Source organism: Hydrogenophaga sp. GW456-12-10-14-TSB4, from assembly GCF_059424305.1.
The window spans coordinates 1-23,219 of the sequence record NZ_JBWKZH010000014.1; the positions used below are offsets into that span (position 1 = coordinate 1).

The 23,219-nt window shown below is 69.5% G+C and carries 21 protein-coding genes; 12 read left to right on the forward strand and 9 right to left on the reverse strand.

Features of this window, described 5'->3' with window-relative positions; genetic code table 11:
• Both AC07ZS_RS09390 and AC07ZS_RS09395 read right to left on the reverse strand, forming a co-directional pair.
• Positions 1–711 (reverse strand): amidohydrolase family protein (locus tag AC07ZS_RS09390; RefSeq protein ID WP_494798328.1); only part of this gene is annotated, 711 nt, incomplete at its 3' end.
• Positions 708–1,760: a ketopantoate reductase family protein gene (locus AC07ZS_RS09395; RefSeq protein WP_494798329.1), complete on the reverse strand. Its 1,053-nt coding sequence runs from the start codon at positions 1,758–1,760 to the stop codon at positions 708–710. The genes AC07ZS_RS09390 and AC07ZS_RS09395, both read right to left, overlap by 4 nt.
• Positions 1,761–1,909: 149 nt before the next feature.
• Between AC07ZS_RS09395 and AC07ZS_RS09400 the strand changes: the two genes are divergently transcribed.
• A complete protein-coding gene (locus AC07ZS_RS09400; protein ID WP_494798330.1) occupies positions 1,910–3,340 on the forward strand; it encodes an FAD-binding oxidoreductase in 1,431 nt (476 codons plus the stop codon).
• Here AC07ZS_RS09400 and AC07ZS_RS09405 read toward each other — a convergent pair.
• The gene (locus AC07ZS_RS09405; protein ID WP_494798331.1) at positions 3,258–3,623 is read right to left on the reverse strand and encodes a hypothetical protein; all 366 of its coding nucleotides are present in this window, start codon (positions 3,621–3,623) and stop codon (positions 3,258–3,260) included. The genes AC07ZS_RS09400 and AC07ZS_RS09405 overlap by 83 nt on opposite strands.
• Before the next feature lie 85 nt (positions 3,624–3,708).
• On the opposite strand from AC07ZS_RS09405, the gene AC07ZS_RS09410 reads away from it, so the two are divergent.
• The gene (locus AC07ZS_RS09410; protein ID WP_494798332.1) at positions 3,709–4,632 is read left to right on the forward strand and encodes an alpha/beta fold hydrolase; all 924 of its coding nucleotides are present in this window, start codon (positions 3,709–3,711) and stop codon (positions 4,630–4,632) included.
• Here the strand turns inward: AC07ZS_RS09410 and AC07ZS_RS09415 are convergent.
• A complete protein-coding gene (locus AC07ZS_RS09415; RefSeq protein ID WP_494798333.1) occupies positions 4,604–5,116 on the reverse strand; it encodes an Lrp/AsnC family transcriptional regulator in 513 nt (170 codons plus the stop codon). The genes AC07ZS_RS09410 and AC07ZS_RS09415 overlap by 29 nt on opposite strands.
• 56 nt (positions 5,117–5,172) lie before the next feature.
• On the opposite strand from AC07ZS_RS09415, the gene ilvB reads away from it, so the two are divergent.
• Positions 5,173–6,933: a biosynthetic-type acetolactate synthase large subunit gene (ilvB, locus tag AC07ZS_RS09420; protein WP_494798334.1), complete on the forward strand. Its 1,761-nt coding sequence runs from the start codon at positions 5,173–5,175 to the stop codon at positions 6,931–6,933.
• Between the two features lie 113 nt (positions 6,934–7,046).
• On the forward strand, positions 7,047–10,598 hold the full coding sequence (locus tag AC07ZS_RS09425) for an indolepyruvate ferredoxin oxidoreductase family protein (RefSeq protein ID WP_494798335.1): 3,552 nt from the start codon (positions 7,047–7,049) through the stop codon (positions 10,596–10,598).
• Positions 10,599–10,717: 119 nt separating this feature from the next.
• Here the strand turns inward: AC07ZS_RS09425 and AC07ZS_RS09430 are convergent, their stop codons facing one another.
• Positions 10,718–11,494 carry an enoyl-CoA hydratase/isomerase family protein gene (locus AC07ZS_RS09430; RefSeq protein WP_494798336.1) on the reverse strand — a complete coding sequence of 259 codons (777 nt, stop codon included), beginning with the start codon at positions 11,492–11,494 and terminating at the stop codon, positions 10,718–10,720.
• A gap of 56 nt (positions 11,495–11,550) precedes the next feature.
• Between AC07ZS_RS09430 and AC07ZS_RS09435 the strand changes: the two genes are divergently transcribed.
• Positions 11,551–11,991 carry an SDR family oxidoreductase gene (locus tag AC07ZS_RS09435; protein ID WP_494798337.1) on the forward strand — a complete coding sequence of 147 codons (441 nt, stop codon included), beginning with the start codon at positions 11,551–11,553 and terminating at the stop codon, positions 11,989–11,991.
• An 18-nt stretch (positions 11,992–12,009) separates the two neighbouring features.
• On the opposite strand, the gene AC07ZS_RS09440 is transcribed toward AC07ZS_RS09435, so the two are convergent.
• The gene (locus AC07ZS_RS09440; RefSeq protein WP_494798338.1) at positions 12,010–12,879 is read right to left on the reverse strand and encodes a fumarylacetoacetate hydrolase family protein; all 870 of its coding nucleotides are present in this window, start codon (positions 12,877–12,879) and stop codon (positions 12,010–12,012) included.
• Positions 12,880–12,897: 18 nt separating this feature from the next.
• Positions 12,898–13,617, reverse strand: a complete 720-nt coding sequence (locus tag AC07ZS_RS09445; RefSeq protein WP_494798339.1) for a GntR family transcriptional regulator — start codon at positions 13,615–13,617, stop codon at positions 12,898–12,900.
• A gap of 232 nt (positions 13,618–13,849) precedes the next feature.
• Between AC07ZS_RS09445 and AC07ZS_RS09450 the strand changes: the two genes are divergently transcribed.
• Genes AC07ZS_RS09450 through hydA form a run of 6 tightly spaced genes read left to right on the forward strand, consistent with a single transcriptional unit; the run spans position 13,850 to position 20,244 of the window.
• Entirely contained in the window at positions 13,850–14,845 is a 996-nt protein-coding gene (locus AC07ZS_RS09450; RefSeq protein ID WP_494798340.1) for a TRAP transporter substrate-binding protein, read from the forward strand.
• Positions 14,842–15,393, forward strand: coding sequence for a TRAP transporter small permease (locus AC07ZS_RS09455; protein WP_494798341.1), 552 nt, complete (start codon positions 14,842–14,844; stop codon positions 15,391–15,393). Before AC07ZS_RS09450 ends, AC07ZS_RS09455 begins: the two co-directional genes overlap by 4 nt.
• On the forward strand, positions 15,390–16,670 hold the full coding sequence (locus tag AC07ZS_RS09460; RefSeq protein WP_494798342.1) for a TRAP transporter large permease: 1,281 nt from the start codon (positions 15,390–15,392) through the stop codon (positions 16,668–16,670). The genes AC07ZS_RS09455 and AC07ZS_RS09460 overlap by 4 nt, the downstream gene beginning before the upstream one ends.
• Positions 16,671–16,682: 12 nt before the next feature.
• Positions 16,683–18,074, forward strand: coding sequence for an amidohydrolase family protein (locus tag AC07ZS_RS09465; protein WP_494798343.1), 1,392 nt, complete (start codon positions 16,683–16,685; stop codon positions 18,072–18,074).
• Complete coding sequence (locus tag AC07ZS_RS09470) at positions 18,071–18,817, forward strand: aspartate/glutamate racemase family protein (protein ID WP_494798344.1); 747 nt, start codon at positions 18,071–18,073, stop codon at positions 18,815–18,817. The genes AC07ZS_RS09465 and AC07ZS_RS09470 overlap by 4 nt, the downstream gene beginning before the upstream one ends.
• Positions 18,814–20,244 carry a dihydropyrimidinase gene (gene hydA / locus AC07ZS_RS09475; RefSeq protein WP_494798345.1) on the forward strand — a complete coding sequence of 477 codons (1,431 nt, stop codon included), beginning with the start codon at positions 18,814–18,816 and terminating at the stop codon, positions 20,242–20,244. The genes AC07ZS_RS09470 and hydA overlap by 4 nt, the downstream gene beginning before the upstream one ends.
• Positions 20,245–20,260: 16 nt before the next feature.
• Here hydA and AC07ZS_RS09480 read toward each other — a convergent pair whose 3' ends face one another.
• Positions 20,261–20,740 carry a cupin domain-containing protein gene (locus AC07ZS_RS09480; protein ID WP_494798346.1) on the reverse strand — a complete coding sequence of 160 codons (480 nt, stop codon included), beginning with the start codon at positions 20,738–20,740 and terminating at the stop codon, positions 20,261–20,263.
• Positions 20,741–20,884: 144 nt separating this feature from the next.
• Here AC07ZS_RS09480 and AC07ZS_RS09485 point away from each other — a divergent pair, with 144 nt between their 5' ends.
• Positions 20,885–22,429 (forward strand): methyl-accepting chemotaxis protein, encoded by a 1,545-nt coding sequence (locus tag AC07ZS_RS09485; RefSeq protein ID WP_494798347.1) that lies wholly within the window; start codon positions 20,885–20,887, stop codon positions 22,427–22,429.
• Here the strand turns inward: AC07ZS_RS09485 and AC07ZS_RS09490 are convergent.
• Positions 22,410–23,069 carry a phosphatase PAP2 family protein gene (locus AC07ZS_RS09490; protein ID WP_494798348.1) on the reverse strand — a complete coding sequence of 220 codons (660 nt, stop codon included), beginning with the start codon at positions 23,067–23,069 and terminating at the stop codon, positions 22,410–22,412. The genes AC07ZS_RS09485 and AC07ZS_RS09490 overlap by 20 nt on opposite strands.
• Positions 23,070–23,219: the final 150 nt, after the last annotated feature.

Genomic DNA, 23,219 nt, shown 5'->3' on the forward strand with positions numbered 1-23,219 from the left:
GTGGGGGCTGGTGGGGTGGGGCCAGTCGCTGCCCCAGACCAGGCGGCTGGCATTGGCGCGCAGCAGCGCCTGCGCCACCTCGCCCACCAGCGGGTCGCGGCCGCTGTCGGCCGAAAGGCGGTAGGGTGCGGACAGCTTGGCCCAGACCTCGCCGGCGAGCAGCTGGCTGCACAGGTTGGCGAAGCCCGGGCTGGCCAGCAGCGCGGCCGCACCGTGGTGGCCCATGTGGTCCACCACCACCGGCACACCCAGGGCCCGCACCTGCGCCACCAGGCCGGGGTGGCGCACCACGTCGACCAGGATCTGCACATGCCAGCCGAAGGGCTTCACGCGCGCGGCGATCTCGCGGATGCGCGCCAGGTCCGGGCCCTGGAAGATCGTGGTGACGCGGGTGCCGCGCGCGCCCAGCGCGTGCCAGCGGGCGATGTCGGCCTCGGGCGTGTCGGGCGAGACCACGGCCACGCCGCGCAGGCGCTGTGGGTGGGCCGCGAGGATGTCCTCGAAGCTGCGGTGGTCGGCGCCGAAGACCGTGGGGTGCACCAGCACACCGCGCTCGATGCCGACGGATTCGCACATCGCGAGGTAGGCCGCCAGCGGCGCGTCGGGCGGCGTGTAGTGGCGGCCCTCGGCATAGGGGTAGCGCGCCGCGTCGAAGACGTGGAAGTGGCAGTCGCAACTGCCGGCGGGCCAGCGGGCGGTGGCGCTGCTCATGCCAGGATGCCCGCCAGGTGCTCGGGGCTGGGCGCGGCCTCGCCGCGCTCGATGCGCCGGATGGTCTCGCTCACGCGCTTGTGCAGCGTGGTGTCGATGCCCAGCGCATCGCCGCGCTGCGCCACCAGGCCGTTGATGGCGTCGATCTCGGTGCGCCGGCCCTTGCGGATGTCCTGGCCCATCGAGGGGCGCTGCGCATCGCTGCGGGAGTTCGCCACCTCCATGATCATGCGGGTGATCGCCTCCAGCGCCGCCGGGTCCTCTTCGGCGCGCGCCAGCAGGTCGAGATCGAGCCCGCCCGCGGGCTCCAGCGCCAGGCCGAGCGCGCGGCCGACGCGGATGCAGGAACTGCCCAGGCGGATGCTCAGCTCGCGGGCGCGCGCATCGGTGTCGCGCTGTTTGCCCGTCATGCCGGTGAGCGCGCACACGCCGTTGCGCATGGCGTTGATGGTGAGCTTGGACCAGCGCTCGCCCCACAGGTTGGTGGTGACCTTGCACGAGTCGCCGTGCGCGAGCAGGGCACCGATGGCCTCGGCGCGCGGCGTGACCTGGCCGTGCGCCTCGCCGATGCGCATGCCCGGCTTCTTGTCGTCGCCCAGCGGCGAGTTGCGCACGATGTGGCCTGGGCCCATCAGCTCGGCGGCCAGCGCGCTGACCGAGCAGCCCAGCACGCGCCCCCAGCCGGCGACACCGGCGATGGTGTCCTCGTTGATGCCGTTCTGCAGCGACACGATGCTGCCCGTGGGCGCCAGGTAGGGCAGGATCAGCTGCGTGGCCCAGGCCGTGTCGTAGGCCTTGACGGCGATGAAGGCGACGTCGATCGGGGCTTCGCGCATCAGCTGCGGCACATCGCCCACGTGCAGGGCGCGCACCGGCGTGTGCACCGAGCCCGCGCCGTTCATGCCCTCGACCCTCAGCCCCTGTGCCCGCATGGCCTGCACGTGCTCGGGCCAGGCGTCCACCAACAGCGTTTCAACCCCGGCGCGGGTGATGTGCGCACCCACGTACCCACCCACCGCACCGGCCCCGACGACACACACTTTGCTCACATGAATTCCTTGATGACGAATGACATGCGACGGACCTTACGTGCGGACCGGGGGCGGAGGAAGACCGCGCCAGCGGCGCTGTTTCATCTCGTGAACTTCCGGTGCGGCGAGCGTGGCGCGGGGCCACCGGCGTCCGACACCATGTGCCTATGAACCGATCCGAACTCCTGGCGTCGCTGGCGACCTGCGTGGGCGAGCGCCACGTCCTTCACACCCCCGCGGACATCGCCGCCTACACCGAGGACTGGCGCCGCAAGTACCGCGGCCAGGCCGCCGCCGTGGTGAGCCCGGCGAGCACGGCCGAGGTCGCGGCCGTGCTGCGGCTGGCCAGCGCGCACCGCATTCCCGTGGTCACGCAAGGCGGCAACACCGGCATGTCGGGCGGCGCGACGCCCGACGGCAGCGGCACCCAGATCGTGCTGAGCACGCGGCGGCTCAACCGCATCCGCCGGGTGGACGCGCTCAACGACACCATCGAGGTCGAGGCCGGGGTGGTGCTCGAAGCCGTGCAGGTGGCCGCGAGCGAAGTGGGGCGCCTGTTTCCCCTGGCGCTGGCGGCCCAGGGCAGCTGCACCATCGGCGGCAACCTGGCCACCAACGCCGGCGGCACCGCCGTGTTGCGCTATGGCAATGCGCGCGACCTCACGCTGGGCCTGGAGGTGGTGACGCCCGACGGCCGCGTCTGGAACGGCCTGCGGGGTTTGCGCAAGGACAACACGGGCTACGACCTCAAGCAGCTCTACATCGGGTCGGAAGGCACGCTGGGCGTCATCACCGCGGCGGTGCTCAAGCTGTTCCCGCCGCCCACGGCGCGGCGCACGGCGCTGCTGGCCCTGCCTTCGGTGGCGCATGCGGTGGACCTGCTGTGCCGCGCGCGGGCCGAGCTGGGCCCCGCGCTCACCGCGTTCGAGGTCATCTCGGCGGCCTGCGTGCCGCTGCTGAAGCGGCATTTCTCCGCGATGCGCTGGCCCTTCGACGCACCGGTGCCGGTGGTGGCCCTGGTCGAGATGAGCGACCACGAGAGCGAGGCGCACGCGCGCGACGTGCTGGAGTCCGTGCTGGCGCAGGCGCTGGAGGCGGGCCTCGCCACGGATGGTGTTGTCGGCGAGTCGGTGGCGCAGTCGCGCGCGCTGTGGGCGCTGCGCGAACACCTCTCCGAAGCCCAGGCGCTCGAAGGGGCGCACATCAAGCACGACGTCTCGGTGCCCATCTCGGGCGTGGCGGCCTTCGTCGAGGCCGCGCTGGCGCAGGTGGAGCGCGACTTCCCCGGCGTGCGCGCGGCGTGGTTCGGCCACCTGGGCGACGGCAACCTGCACTTCAATCTGCTGGCGCCCGAGGGCACCGACCCGGCGCTCTTCTGTGCCCGGCAGGAGGCGGTCAACCGCGCGGTGCACGACCTGGTGCAGGCCTTCGGCGGCTCGATCAGCGCCGAGCACGGCCTGGGCCAGCTGCGCCGCGACGAGAACGCGCGCTACAAGGACGGCGTGGAGCTCGCGCTCATGCAAAGCCTGAAGCAGGCGCTCGATCCCCTGGGGCTGATGAACCCCGACAAGCTGCTGAGGGCCGTGCCGGCCGCGTGAGCGACGCCCGCCACGCCTGCGCGTAAATCGCCAGGCAGCGCAGGTCGGCGCTGGCCATCGCGATCTGCCGGCAGGCCTGCCATTGCGCGGGCGGCACCGGCGCACCGCAAGCGACGGCGTCGCGCAGGCGCAGCAGGGCGAGCCGCACATGGCCCATCTTCAGGCTGCGCTCCAGCAGGGCCAGCGCGCTGGCGCGCGCGGCATCCTGATCGGGCGCACTGGCGGTGTCGTCTGCGCCTCGCCGCAGCGCGCGCTTGAGCGTGCGCACCTGTTGTCTGGACACGGAAGCCTCCGGGGTGAATGGGACGGGCCCTGACGGTAGCGCGCACCGGCGCGGGCCAGGGCCGGTGGGCCGCCCGGTGTTTCACATGTTGAACCCTTGGGCGAACCGGCGCAACGGCGCCGCCCGCCGGCGGCCCATCATCGGCGGCATGCACACCCTGGCCCTCCCGACCGCGCACGCCGCCTCGCGCCATGAAACGGCGTGCGGCGAGGGCACGATGGTCTGGCACCGCTGGGGCGAAGGCGAGCCCGTGCTGCTGCTGCACGGCGGCAGCGGCAGCTGGACGCACTGGCGGCGCAACATCGACACGGTTGTGCGCGCGGGCCGCTCGGCCTGGGTGCCCGACCTGCCCAACTTCGGCGACTCGGCGAGTCTGGGGGATGGGGCCGATGCCGACACCGTGGTCGAGCCGCTGCGGCTGGGCATGGCGGCGCTGCTGGGCGGGGCCGCGTGCGACATCGTCGCCTTCTCCTTCGGCAGCCTCGTGGCCACCCTGCTGGCGGCCGCGCACCCCGGGCGCGTGCGGCGGCTGTGGCTGCTGGGGCCGCCCGTGCTGCCGCTGCGCAGCGGCAAGGGCGTGGCGCTTCGGCCCTGGCAGCACCTGCCCGCAGAGGCCGAGCAGGCCGAGGCGCACCGCGCCAACCTGGCGGCCATCATGTTCCACGACCCGGCGGCGATCGACGCCGACACCGTTGCGCTGCACGCCGCGAACGTGCGGCGCGACCGCATGCGCCGGCGCCGGCTCGTCACCACGGATGCCTTTGCGCAGGCGCTGGCGCACACCGTGTGCGACACCCGCGCGGTGTTCGGCGCGCAGGACGTGCTCTGCCGCGAGGACTGGCCGGGCGTGCGCCGCGTGCTGGAAAGCTGCCCGGGTTTTCGCGGCCTGGTGCAGGTGCCCGGCGCGGGGCACTGGGTGCAGCACGAGGCCGCGAGCGCATGCAACGCGCTCCTGCAGGCGTGGCTGCGCGAGACCGACCTCAGCCCACGGGCACCTGCCCGTCCTTGAGCACGCGCAACACGAAGCTGGACTTGCTGTGGCGGATACCGGGAATCTTGTAGAGCTTTTCGCGCAACAGGCGCTCGTAGTCGCGCGTGTCCTTCACCGCGATGCGGATGTAGTAGTCGTAGTCGCCCGAGACCAGGTAGGCATCCATCACCTCGGGGATCTCGGCCAGCACGCGGCCGAACTGGAACAGGGTCTCGTCGGTGTGGCTCTCCAGCGTGAGCTGGACGATCACGGTGTCGCGGTAGCCCAGGCGCGTGCGGTCCAGTTCGATGCGGTACTGCTTGATCACCCCCTCGGCCTCCAGCCGCTTGATGCGGCTCCAGCAGGTGGTGGGCGAGAGCTTCACCGCCGCGCCGATCTCCTGCAGCGTGCGGCGCGAGTCCTCCAGCAGCTCGCGCAGGATGGCCAGGTCGTGCTTGTCGAAATGGACCGGTGGTTTTTCGGATTCATCGGCACTTTTGCGAATGGTTTTCGACGTTGCCACCGTTTGACCTCCGAATAAAGACGCCTATTTTGCCCAGAATTGAGAAAAATCTGCACATGAATACCGCCTCCCTCGAAAAAACACCGCCGCCCGAGGCGCGCACCACGCGCAACGGCGCCGAGACCCTGCTCGACACCCTGGTGGCCTGCGGCATCGACACTGTTTTCGGCTACCCCGGTGGCGCCGCGCTGCCGCTGTACGACGCGCTGCACGGCCAGCCCGCGATCCGCCACGTGCTGGTGCGCCACGAGCAGGCGGCGGTGCACGCGGCCGAGGGCTATGCGCGCAGCACCGGCCGCCTCGGTGTGGTGCTGGTCACCTCGGGGCCGGGCGTGGGCAACACCATCTCGGGCCTGCTCGACGCGATCAGCGATTCGGTGCCGCTGCTGTGCATCAGCGGGCAGGTGGCCACGGGCGTGATCGGCACGCAGGCCTTCCAGGAATGCGATGCGCTGGGCCTGACGCGCCCGGTGACCAAGTGGAACCACCAGCCGCGCGGGGCGAACGACATCGCCGAGGCGGTGCGCGAAGCGGTGCGCATCGCGCTCGGCGGCCGCCCCGGCCCGGTGCTGCTGGACCTGCCCAAGGACGTGCAGCTGCAGCGGGTGGACGCGCCCGCGCCGCCGCCCGGCCCGGCCCCCACCGGCCTGCCCGCGTTGCCGGCCCACGAGGCGCTGCAGGCCGCCGCCGCGCTGATCGTGCAGGCGCAACGGCCCGTGCTGTACGGCGGCGGCGGGCTGATCAACGCGGGCGAGGGCGCGTGCGAGCGTTTCACCGCGCTGGCGCGCGCCTGGCAGCTGCCCACCACGCTCACCCTCATGGGCCTGGGCGCGCTGCCCGCGTCGGACCCGCTCTTCCTCGGCATGCTGGGCATGCACGGCACGCTGGAAGCCAACCTGGCCATGCACCACGCCGACCTGATCGTCTGCGTGGGCGCGCGCTTCGACGACCGCATCACCGGGCGCCTGAGCGACTTCGCACCGGGCGCGCGCAAGATCCACATCGACATCCACGCCGGCAACATCGGCAAGGTGATCCCGGTGGACGTGGCCCTGCCCGGTGACTGCGATGCGGTGCTCGAAGCCCTCACGGCCCTGCTGCCGCCCCCGCCCCCGCCATCCCGGCTGGCGCCCTGGTGGGCGCGCATCGAGCATTGGCGCGCGGCCGACTGCCTGGCCTTCACGCCGGACGAGCGCACCCTCCTGCCGCAGCAGCTGATGCGCGCCCTGCAGGGGCGGCTGGCCGGGCGCGACGCCATCGTCTCCACCGACGTCGGCCAGCACCAGATGTGGGCCGCGCAGCACCTGCGCATCGAACGCCCCCGGCACTGGCTCACCTCGGGCGGCGCGGGCACCATGGGCTACGGCCTGCCGGCGGCGATCGGCGCGCAGATCGCGCACCCGGACAAGACCGTGGTGTGCGTGAGCGGCGACGCCTCGGTGCTGATGAACATCCAGGAGCTCTCCACCGCCATGCAGCACCAGACGCCCGTGAAGCTGGTGCTGTGCAACAACGGCCACATGGGCATGGTGCGCCAGTGGCAGCAGCTCAACCACGGCAACCGCCTGAGCCACAGCTGGAACGCGGCCCTGCCCGATTTCGTTGCGCTGGCGCGCGCCTTCGGCTGGGGCGCGCGGCGCGTCGACCAGCCGCAGGAACTCGAAGTCGCCCTCGAAGAATGCCTGGCGCACGACGGCCCGTTCTTCCTGGACGTGCGCGTGGCTGCGAAGGAGAACTGCTACCCCATGATCCCCGCCGGCCGCGGCCACCACGAAGTCATGCTGGCCGACGACCGCTGGTACGCTAACGACCTTTGATGCGCGCGCCGCCCACCGGCGGCGTGGCGCATCGTTCCCACGGCACGCGCGGCGATCCCGCCTGTGCCGTTCTGCCACCCACCCGTTCCCACGAGGACGGAGAGAGAACCACGATGAACGCTCGCATCGACGCGCTGCACGCGCCCACGCCCGCCGACCCCGACCTGCGCGAGGTGTCGCTGGACGACAAGTACACCGCCACCCATGGAGAGATCTACCTCAGCGGCATCCAGGCCCTGGTGCGCCTGCCGCTGATGCAGCGCCTGCGCGACCAGGCCGCCGGCCTGAACACCGGCGGCTTCGTCTCCGGCTACCGGGGCTCGCCGCTGGGCGGGCTCGACGAAGCCCTCTGGAAGGCCCGCCCGCAGCTCGACGCGCACCACGTGCGCTTCGTGCCCGGCGTCAACGAGGAGCTGGCCGCCACGGCCGTCTGGGGCAGCCAGCAGGTGCACCTGCTCGGCGAGAGCGACTACGACGGCGTGTTCGGCCTCTGGTACGGCAAGGGCCCGGGCGTGGACCGCAGCATCGACGTCTTCAAACACCTGAACCACGCCGGCACCTCGCCCCACGGCGGTGTGCTGCTGGTGGCCGGCGACGACCACGGCGCCTACTCGTCGACCCTGCCGCACCAGAGCGACCACGTGTTCGCCGCCTCGATGATCCCGGTGCTCTACCCCTGCAACGTGCAGGAGTACATCGAGCTGGGCCTGCACGGCTGGGCGATGTCGCGCTTCTCGGGCTGCGCCGTGGGCTTCAAGGCGCTGGCCGACACGGTGGAGTCCAGCGCCTCCATCAGCGCCGACCCGTTCGCGGTGCAGACGCGCCTGCCCGGCGAGTTCGTGCTGCCCGAGGGCGGCCTGAACAACCGGCTCTCCACCGACACGCTGGGCGTGCAGGCGCGCAAGCAGGAAGCGCTGATGCAGGACCACAAGATCTACGCCGCCATGGCCTACGCGCGCGAGAACCGGCTCAACCGCGTCACCATCGACGCAGCGCAGGCGCGCCTGGGCATCGTGGCCTCGGGCAAGAGCTACCTCGACGTGCTGGAGGCGCTGGAGGAACTCGGCATCGACGAGGCGCTGGCCGCCGAGATCGGCATCCGGCTGTTCAAGGTGTCCATGCCCTGGCCGCTGGAGCCCGAAGGCATCCGCGAGTTCTCGCGCGGGCTGGAGGAAATCCTGGTGGTCGAGGAAAAGCGCCAGGTGGTCGAGTACCAGCTCAAGGAACAGCTCTACAACTGGCGCGAGGACGTGCGCCCGCGCGTGATCGGCAAGTTCGACGAGCGCGGCGAGTGGGACGTGCACAACCCGCGCGGCCGGGGCGACTGGCTGTTGCCGCCCAAGACCGACTTCTCGGTGGCGCAGGTGGCGCGCGTGATCGCCGCGCGCATCCGCCGGCTCGGCCTGCAGACGCACACCGAGGACCTGATCCGCTCGCGGCTCGATTTCCTGGAGGCCAAGGACCGGCTGCTGCAGCGCACCGTGGCCACGCCCACGCGGCCGGCCTGGTACTGCTCGGGCTGCCCGCACAACACCAGCACCCGCGTGCCCGACGGCAGCTTCGCGCTCGCCGGCATCGGCTGCCACGTGATGGCCACCGCGATCTACCCCGAGTTCAACAAGCTCACCACGCAGATGGGCGGCGAGGGCACGCCCTGGATCGGCGCCTCGGCCTTCAGCAAGGTGCCGCACGTCTTCTCCAACCTGGGCGACGGCACCTACTACCACTCCGGCAGCCTGGCGATCCGCGCCGCCGTGGCCGCCAACCGCACGATGCCGGTGCGCATCACCTACAAGATTCTCTACAACGACGCCGTGGCCATGACCGGTGGCCAGCCGGTGGACGGCCCGATCGGCGTGCGCGAGATCGCGCGCCAGCTCAGCGCCGAAGGCGTGGGCCGCATCGCCATCGTGACCGAAGACCTGGGCCGTTACCCCGACCGCGAAGGCCTGCCCGCGCAGGCCACGCTGCACGACCGCGCCGAACTCGACGCGGTGCAGCGCGCGCTGCGCGAGGAGCCCGGGGTCAGCGTGATCATCTACGACCAGACCTGCGCCGCCGAGAAGCGGCGCCGGCGCAAGAAGAAGGAGATCCCGCAGGCCACCGAGCGCGTGTTCATCAACGAAGCGGTCTGCGAAGGCTGCGGCGATTGCGGGCAGCAGTCCAACTGCACGGCCATCCTGCCGAAAGAGACGCCGCTGGGCCGCAAGCGGGCGATCGACCAGTCGTCCTGCAACGTGGACCTCTCCTGCCTGAAAGGCTTCTGCCCCAGCTTCGTCACCGTGACCGGCTCCGCGCCGCGCCGTGCGCAAGCGGCCTCCCGCGCGGGCGACACCCGCCCGGACTTCGACGCCCTGCCACTGCCCCCGGCGCCCTCGCTGGCAGAGCCCTTCAACATCCTCATCACCGGCATCGGCGGCACCGGCGTCATCACCATCGGCGCGCTGCTGGGCATGGCGGCGCACCTGGAGCGCAAGGGCGCGAGCGTGCTCGACATGACGGGCATGAGCCAGAAGAACGGCGCCGTGACCTCGCACGTGCGCATCGCCGCGCGGCCGGCGCAACTGCGCGCGCAGCGCATCGCCACCGGCGAGGCCGATCTGATCCTGGCCTGCGACATGCTCACCGCGGGCGCGGCCGATGCCGTGGCCAAGATGCGGCCCGGCCGCACGCTCGCGCTGGTCAACCGCCACGAGCAGCCCGCCGGCCCGTTCGCGCGCGACCCCGACTGGCAGTTCCCCGCCGAGGACCTGCAGGGCCTGATCCGCGACGCCACCGGCGAGCGGGCCGAGTTCCTCGACGTCACCGCGCTGGCGACCGCCTTGCTGGGCGATGCCATCGGCGCCAACCTGTTCCTGCTGGGCCTGGCGTTCCAGCGCGGCGCGCTGCCCCTGTCGCTGGCCGCGCTGCTGCGCGCCATCGAGCTCAACGGCGTGGCCGTGGCCGCGAACGTGCAGGCCTTCCAGTGGGGCCGGCTGGCCGCGATCGACCTGGAGCGCGTGCGCCGGCAGGCCCAGCCCGCGCAGACCGTGACGCTGCACCGGCCGCAGACCTTGCGCCAGACCGTGGAGCACCGCGTGGCCCTGCTCACCGCCTACCAGGGCGCGGCCTACGCGGCCGGGTTCTCGGCCTTTGTGGACCGCGTGTCGCGCGCCGAACAGGCGGCGGTGGGCGGCGAGCGCCTGAGCCAGGCGGTGGCGAGCAACCTCGCCAAGCTCATGGCCTACAAGGACGAGTACGAGGTGGCCCGCCTCTTCGGCGCGGCGGAGTTCCGCACCCAGCTGGAAGCGGCCTTCGAGGGCCCGCTGAAGCTGAACTACCACCTCGCGCCGCCCAGCCTGGACGGCCAGGGCGGGCCGCGCAAGCGCCGTATCGGCGCCTGGGTGGGCCGGGCCTTCCCGCTGCTGGCGCGGCTGAAGTTCCTGCGCGGCACGCGGCTCGACCCCTTCGGCCGCACGGCCGAGCGCCGCATGGAGCGCGCCCTGATCGACGAGTACCGCGCGCACATCGAACGCGAACTCGAGGGCCTGAGCGGCGCCACGCTGCCGCGTGCGCTGGCGGTGGCGCGGGTGCCCGAGACCATCCGCGGCTACGGCCATGTGAAGCTGGCGAGCGTGGCCACGGCGCGCGTGCAATGGACCGCCCTGTCCACGGCACGGCCATAGGCCGGCCCCAGGTTGCTCACAGCGACTGTGCCCAAGGGTGTGGACAACCCCCTGGACAACTGCCGCAGGCCGCGGCCTGCCTGGCGCCGCGCGCGGCGCTGAAAAAACAGGCAGTCGGCCTACCGGCCTTCAAAGCGGTGCGCGCGTTTTTCCTGGAAGGCCTGGCGCCCTTCGGCGAAATCGCTGCTGGCCGAGGTCAGGGCCTCGCGCCCGCGCATGGCCGCCAGGTCGTGCCGGCCAGCGGCGATCTCGTTCAGGGACCGCTTGGTCGCCTGCACCGCCAGCGGCGCCAGGGCGGCGAGTTCGCCGACCAGCTGGGCCACGGTGGCCTCGAACTCGGGCGCGGCCACCAGGGCTTCCAGGCAACCCCGCTGCCACAACTGTTCGGCCGTGAACGGGCGCGCCGTCAGGGAGGCGCGCTTGGCGCCCGACAGGCCCAGGCGCGCCACGTAGCGCTGCAGGCCGCTCGGGTAGTAGTGCAGGCCGAGCGCGGCCGCGGGCATGCGGAACTCGATGCCCTGTAGGCCGACGACCAGGTCGCAGGCCAGCATCAGGTCGGTGGCGCCGCCGTACACGCTGCCGTTGAGCGCGCACACGGTGAGCGGGCGCAGCGCCGCCAGGGCGTCGGCCGCGCGCTCGAACAGCTCGGGGTCGTTGTCCTGCTCGTTGAAGCTGCCAATGTGGTACCACGCGCAGAACACCGGCCGGCCTTGCCCTTCGGTGTGGGCCGTGAGCACGAGCACGCGGATGGCGGGGTCGGCGTCGATGCGCTCGAACTGGTCCAGCAAGCTGTGCAGGTCGCCGGCCTCCAGCCGGTTGCGGTGCGCGGGCCGGTTCAGCGTGAAGGTGGCCACGCCGTCGTCCACCGACAGCACCGGCACCGGGGGGGTGGCCATGTCAGTGCCAGCCATAGACGGCCATGGTGGTTTCGCCCGCTTCGAGCCGGTGCAGAATGGCGGCCGCCCTGCTGATCCAGGCCGTGCTGCCCGGCATGCGCGAACGGCGCTTCGGCCGCATCGTCAACATCACCTCGGCGATGGTCAAGACACCGCACGCCGCCATGGGCCTGTCCACCGCCGCGCGAGCGGGCCTCACGGCGCTGTGCAAGGCCTTGTCGCGCGAGGCCATCGTGGACAACGTGACGCTCAACAACCTGCTGCCCGAGCGCTTCGACACGCCGCGCCAGGCTTTCATGGCGCAGCGCCTGATGCAGGAACAGGGCATTTCGCTGGAAGCCGCGCGGCGCCAGCTGGCCGACTCCCTGCCGGCCCGGCGCCTGGGCGACCCGGCCGAGTTCGGCGCGGCCTGTGCCTTCCTGTGCAGCGCCCGCGCCGGCTTCATGACCGGGCAGAACCTGCAGCTCGACGGCGGCGCCTACGCGGGCCTGGTCTGAGCCAGCCGGGAGCGGTGGTCAGGCCAGGGGTCCGTCGTTCACCGGGTTGGTCAACGTGCCGATGCCTTCGATGGTCACTTCGCAGACATCCCCGTGCCGCAGCCAGACCTGGGGCTGGCGCACGAACCCCACGCCGGCGGGGGTGCCGGTGATGATCAGGTCCCCGGGGTGCAGCTCGATGCCCTCGGAGCAGGCGCACACCAGCGCGGCCACGTCGAAAATCATGTCGCGGGTGTTGCCGTCCTGCAGCAGTTGGCCGTTGAGGCGGCACTGCACGCTCAGGCCCTGGGCGCCCCGTGGCAGCTCGTCGGCCGTGACGATTTCGGGGCCGAAGCCGCCGCTGGCGTCGAAGTTCTTGCCCCACAGCCATTGGTGAGAGCGGGCCTGGTAGTCGCGCACCGTGCCGTCGTTGAAGATCGAATACCCGGCGACGTGCTCGAGGGCTTGGTCGCGGGTGATGTGGCGTCCCGCCTTGCCGATGACCGCCACCAGTTCGGCCTCGTAGTCGAACTGGTGGGAGAGCCGCGAGCGGATCAGGGGCTGCCCATGGCCCACCCAGGACGAGGCAAAGCGCTGAAACAGCACGGGGTGGGGTGGGGCGCTCGCGCCGATCTCGCGGGCATGGTCGCGGTAGTTCAGGCCGATGCCAAAGGCCTTGGATGGCTGGAGCACCGGGGGCAGCCAGGTGATGCCGTCAAGGGCCCTTTGGCGCCGCAGCGGGCCCGCGAGCGTGTGGCGGGCCCGCTCAAGACCCGCCTCGCCGAGCGCGAGCAAGGCGTCCACGGTGTCGGGCAGGCCTTCGGCGGTGAGGTCAACCACCGCGTCGCCGACGCGCGCGCCCAAGGTCGGGCGGCCCGTGGATTCATCGAGAAAGTTCAGCAGCCGCATCCAGGTCTCCGTGGGGTTTCAGGTCTTGGCGCCGGCCAGGGACTGGATGTAGGCGGTGCCCGTTTTCAGCACATGCCGGTAGACGATTTCACCCGCGAAGCGCGCATCGCGCATTTCCATGGCCGCCATCACGAGTTCGTGCTCCTTCACCGACTCGTCCCAGCGCCCATCGGTGGTGATCGCCACAAAGCGCGGGCGTCGCGCGCGCGTCATCAGGTCGGCGTGCGTGCGCGTGAGCTGCGGGTTGTCCGCCATCGCGATGATGGTCTCGTGGATGCGGTGGTTGAGTTCGAAGTACCGATCGCGGTCCTGCTCGGCATACCGCTGCAGCATTTCGTCGTGCAGTGCGCGCAGCTGGCCCAGTGCCTGTGCCGAGGCCTGCAGCGTGACGGTCTCCGCCGCGAGGCGCTCCAGGGCCGCGATCACAGCGAACAGGTTGACGATTTCGTCCGTTGACGGCGTGGTCACGCGCGAGCCGCGGTTGGGCAACAGTTCGACCAGCCCCTCCGCCGCGAGCACCTTCAAGGCCTCCCGGATGGGGGTGCGCGACACCCCCAGCACCTCGCAAAGTTCCATCTCGTTGATGCGTTCGCCCGACGCCAGTTCACCGTGGACGATCATGTCCCGGATGCGGCCGCAGGTGTCGGCGTGCACCCCGTGGCGACGGCGCCGCTCCTCGGCGCCCGGCGGCTCCTCGGGGGCCGGGGCCGACGCGGTGTGGTCTGGTGGCGCGGTCATCGGTGTGTCCATCACATTCCCCATTTGCATGCAAATTTTGCCGTTTACATTCCTGATTGCATTATATAGGTGCAAATTTAATCGGTATAAACCCGATATTGCACCAAATAAGTGCTTAAAAAGAAGTGTTGACAGCATTTTCAAGAAAAAGATAATTCACTTTCGCTTCGTTTGCATTACCCGTGCGGTTGCTGCCGTGAATCACCTTTGCTTGACCCTCCTAGGAGTTGCCATGAAGTTTCGCCGATCCCTTCTCCTCTGTGCCACCGCCGCTGTGGCGTTCGCAGGCCTTCACAGTCCTTTGATGGCGCAGCAACGGCTGCGCGTGGCGGGTAACTTTCCCGCAGACCATACGGCCTCCAAAGTGATGGAGATCTTCAAGAAGGAGGTCGAGACGCGCACGCAGGGCGAGCTTCAGATCGACCTGTTCCCGAACATGCAGCTGGGCGGGGCGGCGGAAAACGTTGATCAGGTGCGTTCCGGCACGGTGTTCGCGATCGTGACGTCGATCGCCTACTTCACGCGCATCGTGCCCGAATACGAAGCGGTCAGCCTGCCGTTCCTGTTCAGTTCGCGCGAGGCCGCTTTCCGGGTCATGGACGGGCCGGTCGGCAGGTTGTTCGACGAGCGCATGGCCCAGAAAGGTTTCGTCAGCCTGGGTTACGGTGAACTGGGCTTCCGTCATGTCACGAACAGCGTGCGACCGATCACGTCGGTCGCCGACTTCAAGGGCCTGAAGATCCGGTTGCAGCCCAACGAAGTGCACCTCGATACCTTCCGCGCGCTCGGAGCCAACCCGGTCGCCATGGACGTGAAGGAGGTTTATTCGGCGATGCAGCAGGGCGTGCTGGATGGCCATGAAAACCCTTACAACATCATCGCGAGCCGCCGTTTCAACGAGGTGCAGAAGCACCTGTCCGACACCGGCCACTTCTACGACTTCATCAACGCGGCCGCCAACAAGCGCCTGTTCGACCGCCTGAAGAAGCCGCACCAGGAGGCGGTGATGGCTGGCATGAAGGAAGCCATGGCCTGGCAGCGTGTGGAGGCCGCCAAGCAGGATGAGGGCTGGCGCCAGCAGCTCGTGAAGTCGGGCATGACCTTCACCCCGATCACGCCGCAGGGCCGCGCCGAATTCCGCCGCGCCACCACCAGCGTGGTCGACTCGCTCAAGAAGCGCATCGATGCCAAGCTGATCGACACCGTCGTCACGGAGGCTGCCAAGTGACCGAGGGGCTGAACCCCTCGCCGGCGGCCCAGCCGCCCGGCGACCCGCTGCCTTCGGTCTGGCCCGCCATTCGGCGCTGGGTCGAGGCGGTCGACAAGGTGTCGATGGTCGTGATCGTGGTGGCGATGGCCGCGATGACGCTCATGGTGACCCTGCAGGTGTTCTGGCGCTACGCGCTGAGTTCGTCCATCGATTCCGCCGACGAGGTCTCTCGCCTGTTCTTCGTGTGGGTCATATTCCTGGCGATCCCGCATGGCATCAAGTACGCGGTGCACGTGGGCATTGACTTGCTGGTCATGAGCTTGTCTCCGCGGAACAAGGATCGGCTGTTCCGCCTTGTGAGCGTGGCCAGCGCGGTGCTGATGGCCGCGATCTTCTACGCGGCCTGGGTCGCCACCCTGGACAAGTGGCAGGAACTCATGCCGACGCTGCCCGTTTCCGCCGGCATCTACTACGTCGCCGTGCTCATTTGCGCGGCCCATTCGTTCGTTCACCTCGTGTTGCACGCGTGGCTGGGTTCCCGCATCTGGGAAGGAAGGTTGTCATGACGCTCCTAGTGATCTGTGTCTTCTGCCTGCTCGCTTTCGCAGGCATGCCGCTGGCGTTCGCCCTCGGCTTCGCCTCGCTGGCCGCGCTCTACGCCGCCGATTTCGAGCTCGTGATGCTGTCCCAGCGCATGCTGCACGCGGTGGACAACTTCCCCCTGATGGCGATCCCCTTGTTCATGCTGGCCGGTGAGTTGATGGTCAAGGCCGGCATGATGGAGCGGCTGGTGACCTTCGCCAACAGCCTGGTCGGCCGGGTGCACGGCGGGCTGGCGCACGTGACCATCATCGCCGGCACCATCCTGGCCTCGGTCAGCGGCGCGGCGGTCGCCTCGGCCAGTGCCCTCGGCAGCGCCCTTGTTCCTTCGCTGCGCAAGCACTACCCCGACAGCTTCAACTGCGCGGTGATCGCCTCGGCCGCCAACTTGGGCCCCGTGATTCCGCCGTCCAACGCCATGATCGTCTACGCCCTGATGGCGGGCTCATCGGTCTCGGTTGGCGGCCTTTTCATGGCGGGTATCGTGCCGGGCGTGCTGCTGGCGCTGGGTTTCATCGGCATCGCCAGCTTCATCTCCTGGAAGCGAAAGTACCCGCCGACGGGCGAGGCCTTCAACGCGCGCAATGCCTGGGTGCAGTTCCGCAAGGCGCACATCATCCTGTTCATGCCGATCATCGTCGTGGGGGGCATCATCGGCGGCGTGTTCACGGCCACCGAGGGCGCTGCCATCGCCGTGGTGTATTCCGGGCTGGTGGGCCTGCTGATCACGCGCAAGCTGCGCTTCGCGGACCTGCCCGGCTGCCTGTTCCGTGCGGCAGTCACGGCATCGATGGTGGGCGCGCTGATCGCGCTGGCCGCCACCGTGACCTTCCTGCTCACGATCGACATGGTGCCGCAGCAGATGGCCGACTTCGTCAAGGGCATGACCTCGGACCCCATGGTGTTCGTGCTGCTTACCATGCTGCTGCTGGTGGTGGTGGGCATGTTCCTGGAGTCGAACGCGGCCTACATCATGCTGGTGCCCCTGTTCGTGCCGATTGCGGACGCGTTCGGCCTGGATCCGCTGTGGTTCGGCTTCCTGTTCATGTTCAACCTGGTGATTGGCATGATGACGCCGCCAGTGGGGGTGCTGTTCTTCGTGATGAGCGGCATCACGCGGGTGCCCATGGGGGCGATCATCCGCGAGTCCATGCCTTTCGTGATCTTCCAGTTCGCGATGCTGTTGTTGTGCGTGGCCTTCCCGTCCATCGTCACGGCGCTGCCGCGAGCCCTGGGTTTCTGAACGGAGGCCCCCATGACACCAACGCCTTCCCCCGGAGTGGATCCGGGCTCGCTGGACCTGCTGATCACCGGCGCCACCGTGGTGCACACGCGCCCGCAGCTGGAGGTGATCGAGAACGCGGTGATCGGCATCGCCGGGGCGCGGATCGCCTTCGTGGCGCAGGCCGACGCCGCGCCCCGCGCGAGCGCGCGCCGCACCCTCGATCTGCGTGGGCATATGGTGCTGCCCGGTTTCATCAATGTGCACACCCACACCATCCTGACCATGGTGCGCGGCGTGGCCGAAGACATGGGCTTTGCCCCGGCCTACACGCCCGGCGTGCCGCACGGCCATGAGGTCACGCCCGACGAGGCCGTGGCGTTGGCTCGGCTGGGCGCGCTGGAAGCGCTGATGTTCGGTTCCACCGTCATCAACGACAGCTACGTCCACGCGGACCTCACCCTGCCGGCCATGGCCGATGTGGGGCTGCGCGCCTACGCCTGCGGCCGCATCCACGATGTGGATTTCTCCCGGGTGCATCTGGGCGAGTGGCGCCACGACGACGCGATCGGCGAGCGCACCCTGGGCGAGGCTCTGGCCTTGCACGCGCGCTGGCACGGTGGCCCCGACAGCCGCACCGGTGTGCACCTCACGCCTCACGCGCCCGACACCTGTTCCCAGGCATTGTTGCGGCGGGTGGCGGACCACCGCGAACGCCATGGCGGTGTGGTCACGACACACCTGTCGCAAAGCCGCATGGAGAACCAGCGCGTGCAGGAGCGCGACGGCTGTTCGCCCTGTGAGCTGCTGGATCAGACCGGCTTGCTGGGGCCGGCGCTGATCGCAGCCCACGGCATGTACCTGAGCGAGGCCGACATGCAGCGCGCCGGTGCGGCGGGCATGCATCTCGCGCATGTGCCCAAAGGCAACGCCACCGGCGGCCGCATCGCGCCCACGCGCGCCATGCAGGACGCCGGCATCCGGCTCGCACTGGCGACGGACAACATGCACGCGGACATGATCGAGGTCATGCGATGGGCGCTCAACCTGGGCCGCATCCAGACCGGTGGCATCGACGACGGCTGGCAGCCGGCGGACATGCTGCGCATGGCGACCTACAACGGGGCGCACGCGATGGGTCTCGGCGACCATATGGGCAGCCTGGAAGCCGGCAAGCTGGCCGACATGGTTTGCGTGGACATGCGCCGGCCGCACTTGGTGCCCTGCATCAACCCCCTGGGCAACTTGGTGCACACGGGCCAGGGTCGCGACGTGGCCATGGTGATCGTGCACGGCGAGGTCGTCGTTGAAGGCGGTCGCGCGCTTCGTGTCGACCAGGACAGCATCTTGGCCGACGCCCAGCAGGCGGCGGCTGCACTTTGGCAGCGGGCTCGCGCACAAGTCGAGCCTCGGAGAACCGCTTGAAAATTCTCGTCATCAATCCCAACATCTCCCTCAGCGTGTCCGAGCTGATCCGCAATGAGGCGCAGCGCGCGGCCTTGCCTGGTACGCAGATCACCATGGCCACCGCGCCTTTCGGCGTGGCATATATCGAAACCCCTGGCGAGGCCGCCGTGGGTGCCTATGCATCTTTGCAGCTTCTGGCGCAACAACAGGCCGAGCACGACGTGGCCGTGATCGCTGCTTTCGGCGACCCGGGCGTGACTGCTGCCAAGGAGCTGCTGGACATCCCGGTGGTTGGTCTGACCGAATCCGCCGTGGCCACCGCTTTCCTGCTCGGGGGGCGCTTTGCCATCGTGGGCATCTCGCAGCGCATCGGCGCCTGGTACGTGCAGACTGTGGATCAATTGGGTTTGTCCTCGCGCATGATCGGTTACCGTGGTCTTCAGCAGGGTTTTGCCAGCGTGGGCACGGTTCAACAGGAGGCGCGCGACGTGTTGCGCGAGATGTGCCTGGCTTGTGTGGAGCAGGACGGAGCGGACAGCATCATCCTGGCGGGCGCGCCGTTGGCCGGGTTGGCGCGCGAGATCGCCGACGATGTGCCTGTGCCGCTGATCGATGGGGTGGGCAGCGCGATCCGCATGGCCGAGGCGCTGGGCCGCGGCGCCTACGCGCCTCGGCGCAATGGAGCGCTGTCGCCTCCACCTCGCAAGGCGCATCAGGGTCTGGAAGGTGGGCTGGCCATGCTGATCGGGCGGCAGCCATGAGCGCCGCCTTCGATCTGGTCATCCGAAACGCCCGTGTGGCGACCGCATCGGACTGCTTCGAGAGCGACATTGGCATTCGCGACGGGGTGATCCAGCAGCTTGGCCGGCAGCTCGCCGCGGGCGCCAGCGAGATCGATGCCGCAGGGCGAGTGGTCACGCCGGGTGGGGTTGACGCCCATTGCCACCTCGACCAGCCCATGGCCCCGCCGGTGCGCATGGCCGACGATTTCGACACCGGAACGCGCGCTGCGGCCTGCGGCGGCACCACCACTGTCATTCCTTTTGCTGCGCAGGAGAAAGGCCAGTCCTTGCGGGCCGCGGTGGATGACTACCACGCGCGTGCGCAGGGGAAGTCGCATCTCGATCACGCTTTCCACCTGATCGTGAGCGACCCCACGCCCGAGGTGCTGACCCACGAGCTGCCCGCGCTGATCCAGGAGGGCTATACCTCGTTCAAGATCTACATGACCTACGACGACCTCAAGCTCAACGATGGTCAGATCCTGGACGTGCTCGACGTGGCGCGACGGCACGATGCGATGGCCATGATCCACGCGGAGAATGCCGACTGCATCGCCTGGCTGACCCGCCGACTGGAAGCGGCTGGCCGCACCGCGCCGCGATTTCATGCACACGCCAGACCGATGCTGGTGGAGCGCGAAGCCACGCACCGCGCCATCGCGCTGGCCGAGCTGGTCGATGTGCCGATCTTGGTGGTCCACGTGTCCGGGCGCGAGGCGGTGGAGCAAATCCGCTGGGCCCGCTCGCAGGGGCTGAAGGTGTTCGCGGAGACCTGTCCGCAGTACCTGTTTCTTACCGCCGAAGACCTGGGCATTGACGACAGCTACAAAGGGGCGCGCTGCGTCTGCAGCCCGCCGCCGCGCGACAAGCAGAACCAGCAGGTGATCTGGGATGGTCTGGCCGATGGCTTGTTCACGGTCTTCTCGTCCGACCATGCACCGTTCCGTTACGACGGGACCGAAGGCAAGAAACCCGATGGAGAAGAGGTGGCTTTCCAGCACATCCCCAACGGGATTCCCGGCATCGAAACCCGCTTGCCGCTGCTGTACTCGGAGGGTGTGTTGGGCGGGCGCATCACGCTGCAGCGCTTCGTCGAACTCACCGCGACGAACCCCGCCAAGGCCTACGGCCTTCACCCGCGCAAGGGCACGATCGCCATCGGCAGCGATGCCGACCTCGTGATCTGGGACGAAGGCGAACGCATGGTGCGCAACACGGAGCTGCACCATGCCGTGGATTACACGCCCTACGAAGGCATGGCCCTGCGCGCCTGGCCGGGCATCACGTTGGCGGCGGGGGAGGTGGTATGGGATGGCCGGAACTTCCATCCCCGTCAAGGCAAGGGCCGGTACCTGCCGCGCGGCCGGCCCAGTCTGCTGCCCAAAGCCCCGCGCTCCGTGTCGTAGCGGTCCCGGCGCGCGCCTAGTAAGGCCGCCCGTCCTTGTGTGCGAAGGCCCAGCGGCCGTCGATCTGCACGGCCTGCAGGTCGTCTTGCGGGTAGCTGACCTCGTCGCCCTCGCTGCGGTCACCCACCTCCAGGTACAGCACGGCTTCGGCGGTCTCGTTGACCAGCATGTGGCCGTTGCCGGTGCCGGCCGGAAAACCCGCGCACATGCCGGGGGCCAGCGGCGTCGCACCTTCGTTGGTGACGAGCGTCGGGTGTCCGGCCAGGATGTAGACGAACTCGTCCTGCCGGCTGTGGGCATGGCGCAGCGCCGACACCGCCCCCGGTGGCAGGGTGGTGTGGTTGACGCCGAAGTGGGTCAGACCGAAATTGTCGCCCAGCGGACGTTTGATGCGCCCGGCCATGCGGGAGGCAAAAGGCTCGGGGTAATTCGACGGACGGCTGCGCGCCGGGGCGTCGGTGGCCACCAGGGCCAGGGGTTTCGGGGCGTCAGGCATGGCAGGCATTGTGGGCGGGCGCGGAAAAGCGGGCAAGCGCCGGCCCTGATCGGGGCTTCGCGGGCGGTCCGGCGACTCAAGATCGGGGCCAATCCGCCGATGCCCTGGGTACCGAGCCCCCTATCCCTCCAGAAAGCTTTCCGAATGAAACTCAATGACATCAAGGTCGGCAGCCGCCTGGCGATTGCCTTTGGACTGGTCCTGCTGATCACGGCCCTGATGGCCGGCGTCGGTGTCTGGCGCCTGCAGGAACTGATGCAGACCACGCGCACACTGGCCGGGGAAGACAACGAAAAACTGCAGCTGGCCGTGCGCTGGCGCCAGACCATCGACGTGAACTGGGTCCGCACCCGGGCGGCGATCCTCGACTCCGACACCAGCCGCATTCCGATGTGGCAGGCCGACATGGACAAGACCTCCGAGATCACGACCGCTTCGCGCAAACGCATGATCGAGCTGGTGCACTCCGAGACCGGCAAGGCGCTGATCGCGGACATCGACGCCGCGCGCGAGGCCTACCGCACGCCGCGTGGCGCCGTGCTCAAGGCCCGCATGGCCGGTGAGGACATGAGCGTCGCGCTGGATCGCGACCTCAAGCCCCTGGCCGAGGCCTACATCAACTCCATCCTGAAGCTGGAGCAGCGCCAGCAGGGCATCTACGACACCGCGCTGAAAGAGGCCGAAGAAAAGGCCGCGAACGGCCGCAACATCCTGATCCTGGGCGGCGTGCTCGCGACCGTGCTGGGCGCGGCTGCCGCCTTCATGCTGAGCCGCTCGATCACCGTGCCGCTGCGCCAGGCCGCCGAGGGCGCGCGCCTGATTGCCGACGGCGACCTCACGCGCACCATCCGTGCCGAAGGCCGCGACGAAGCCGCCCAGCTGCTGCAGGCGCTCAAGGGCATGCAGGACAACCTGTCCCGCGTGGTGGCCAACGTGCGCGGCAACGCCGAGGGCGTGGCCATGGCCAGTGCCGAGATCGCCCAGGGCAACAACGACCTGTCGGCCCGCACCGAGCAGCAGGCCAGCGCGCTGGAGGAAACCGCCGCGTCCATGGAGCAGCTGAGCTCCACCGTGCGCCAGAACGCCGACAACGCGCAGCAGGCCAACCAGCTCGCCATGAGCGCCTCCACCGTGGCGTCGCAGGGCGGTGAGGTGGTCGCCCAGGTGGTGGACACCATGCGCGACATCAACGACAGCAGCCGCAAGATCGCCGACATCATCGGCGTGATCGACGGCATCGCGTTCCAGACCAACATCCTGGCGCTGAACGCCGCGGTGGAAGCCGCGCGCGCCGGCGAGCAGGGCCGCGGCTTCGCGGTGGTGGCCGGCGAGGTGCGCAACCTCGCGCAGCGCAGCTCGGAAGCCGCCAAGGAAATCCGCGGCCTGATCACCGCCAGCGTGGAGCGCGTGGAACAGGGCAGCTCGCTGGTGGACCGCGCCGGCACGACCATGACCGAGGTGGTGAGCGCCATTCGCCGCGTCAACGACATCATGGGCGAGATCAGCGCGGCCAGCCAGGAGCAGAGCTCGGGCGTGGCTCAGGTGGGCGAGGCCGTCACCCAGATGGACCAGGCCACGCAGCAGAACGCGGCGCTGGTGGAAGAAAGCGCGGCGGCGGCGTCCAGCCTCAAGTCCCGCGCCGAGCAGATGGTGCAGGCCGTGGCGGTGTTCAAGCTTTCGTCGGGCTGAACCGCAGGGCCAGCCAGGCGAAGACCGCCCCCACGGCGGCACCGGCCAGCACGTCGAGGAACACGTGCTGGCGGATCGCCATCGTGGACCAGATGATCACCGCGCAGTGCAGCACGCTGAGCCAGCGCAGCGCCGCCGGCGCACCGGTCTGCCGGAAGATGCGCTGGAACCAGAACGCTGAGAACACCGCCGAGCCCACGTGCAGCGAGGGGCAGGCGTTGCCCGAGGCGTCGATGCCTTTCAGGAACGCCAGCCGGGGGTGCTGGGCCCAGTCGATGTCGGTCAGCGGCGTCTGGGTCGGCACCAGCCAGAACAGGGCCAGGCAGAACAGGCACAGCGCGCCCACCCACAGGCCGTAGCGCAGCAGCTCGCGCAGGTTGGGCATCAGGGCCGGCGGCAGCGACACGTAGACCCACAGCGAGACGTAGGCGTAGAAGGCCGAAGGCAGGAACGGCACCCAGTCGTCCACGGCCAGCGTGGGCATCATGAGCGGTGCGGCCATGGGGTGGTGCAACACCCAGAAGTAGCCCTGGAAGAACAGGACCATGAAGGCCATGGTGCCGAAGGCCTTGAGGTACCACAGCGTGATGAACCGGGACAGGAGCTGGCGGTACCAGGCGCGTTCGGTGGGGGTTGGCATGGGTGTGGAAGGGGCCGGCGCCGGGGCGGTCGGCCTAATGTACGACACGCCTGTGTCAGGCCGTTTCCGATAGGCCCTTTGTATAATCCCATGCCCTGCGAAGTGAGGGCGGCGTGTGCCCGCCCAAGGCCGTACCAGAAGAACCCGAGA

Excerpts from the sequence above, each read along its gene's own strand:
- AC07ZS_RS09400 (WP_494798330.1), top strand. The coding sequence starts at position 1,910 with ATGAACCGATCCGAACTCCTGGCGTCGCTGGCGACCTGCGTGGGCGAG.
- AC07ZS_RS09445 (WP_494798339.1), bottom strand. The coding sequence starts at position 13,617 with ATGACCGCGCCACCAGACCACACCGCGTCGGCCCCGGCCCCCGAGGAG.
- AC07ZS_RS09410 (WP_494798332.1), top strand. The coding sequence starts at position 3,709 with ATGTTGAACCCTTGGGCGAACCGGCGCAACGGCGCCGCCCGCCGGCGG.
- AC07ZS_RS09435 (WP_494798337.1), top strand. The coding sequence starts at position 11,551 with ATGGCGGCCGCCCTGCTGATCCAGGCCGTGCTGCCCGGCATGCGCGAA.
- ilvB (WP_494798334.1), top strand. The coding sequence starts at position 5,173 with ATGAATACCGCCTCCCTCGAAAAAACACCGCCGCCCGAGGCGCGCACC.
- AC07ZS_RS09450 (WP_494798340.1), top strand. The coding sequence starts at position 13,850 with ATGAAGTTTCGCCGATCCCTTCTCCTCTGTGCCACCGCCGCTGTGGCG.
- AC07ZS_RS09465 (WP_494798343.1), top strand. The coding sequence starts at position 16,683 with ATGACACCAACGCCTTCCCCCGGAGTGGATCCGGGCTCGCTGGACCTG.
- AC07ZS_RS09490 (WP_494798348.1), bottom strand. The coding sequence starts at position 23,069 with ATGCCAACCCCCACCGAACGCGCCTGGTACCGCCAGCTCCTGTCCCGG.
- AC07ZS_RS09430 (WP_494798336.1), bottom strand. The coding sequence starts at position 11,494 with ATGGCCACCCCCCCGGTGCCGGTGCTGTCGGTGGACGACGGCGTGGCC.
- AC07ZS_RS09460 (WP_494798342.1), top strand. The coding sequence starts at position 15,390 with ATGACGCTCCTAGTGATCTGTGTCTTCTGCCTGCTCGCTTTCGCAGGC.
- AC07ZS_RS09485 (WP_494798347.1), top strand. The coding sequence starts at position 20,885 with ATGAAACTCAATGACATCAAGGTCGGCAGCCGCCTGGCGATTGCCTTT.
- AC07ZS_RS09425 (WP_494798335.1), top strand. The coding sequence starts at position 7,047 with ATGAACGCTCGCATCGACGCGCTGCACGCGCCCACGCCCGCCGACCCC.
- AC07ZS_RS09480 (WP_494798346.1), bottom strand. The coding sequence starts at position 20,740 with ATGCCTGACGCCCCGAAACCCCTGGCCCTGGTGGCCACCGACGCCCCG.
- hydA (WP_494798345.1), top strand. The coding sequence starts at position 18,814 with ATGAGCGCCGCCTTCGATCTGGTCATCCGAAACGCCCGTGTGGCGACC.
- AC07ZS_RS09440 (WP_494798338.1), bottom strand. The coding sequence starts at position 12,879 with ATGCGGCTGCTGAACTTTCTCGATGAATCCACGGGCCGCCCGACCTTG.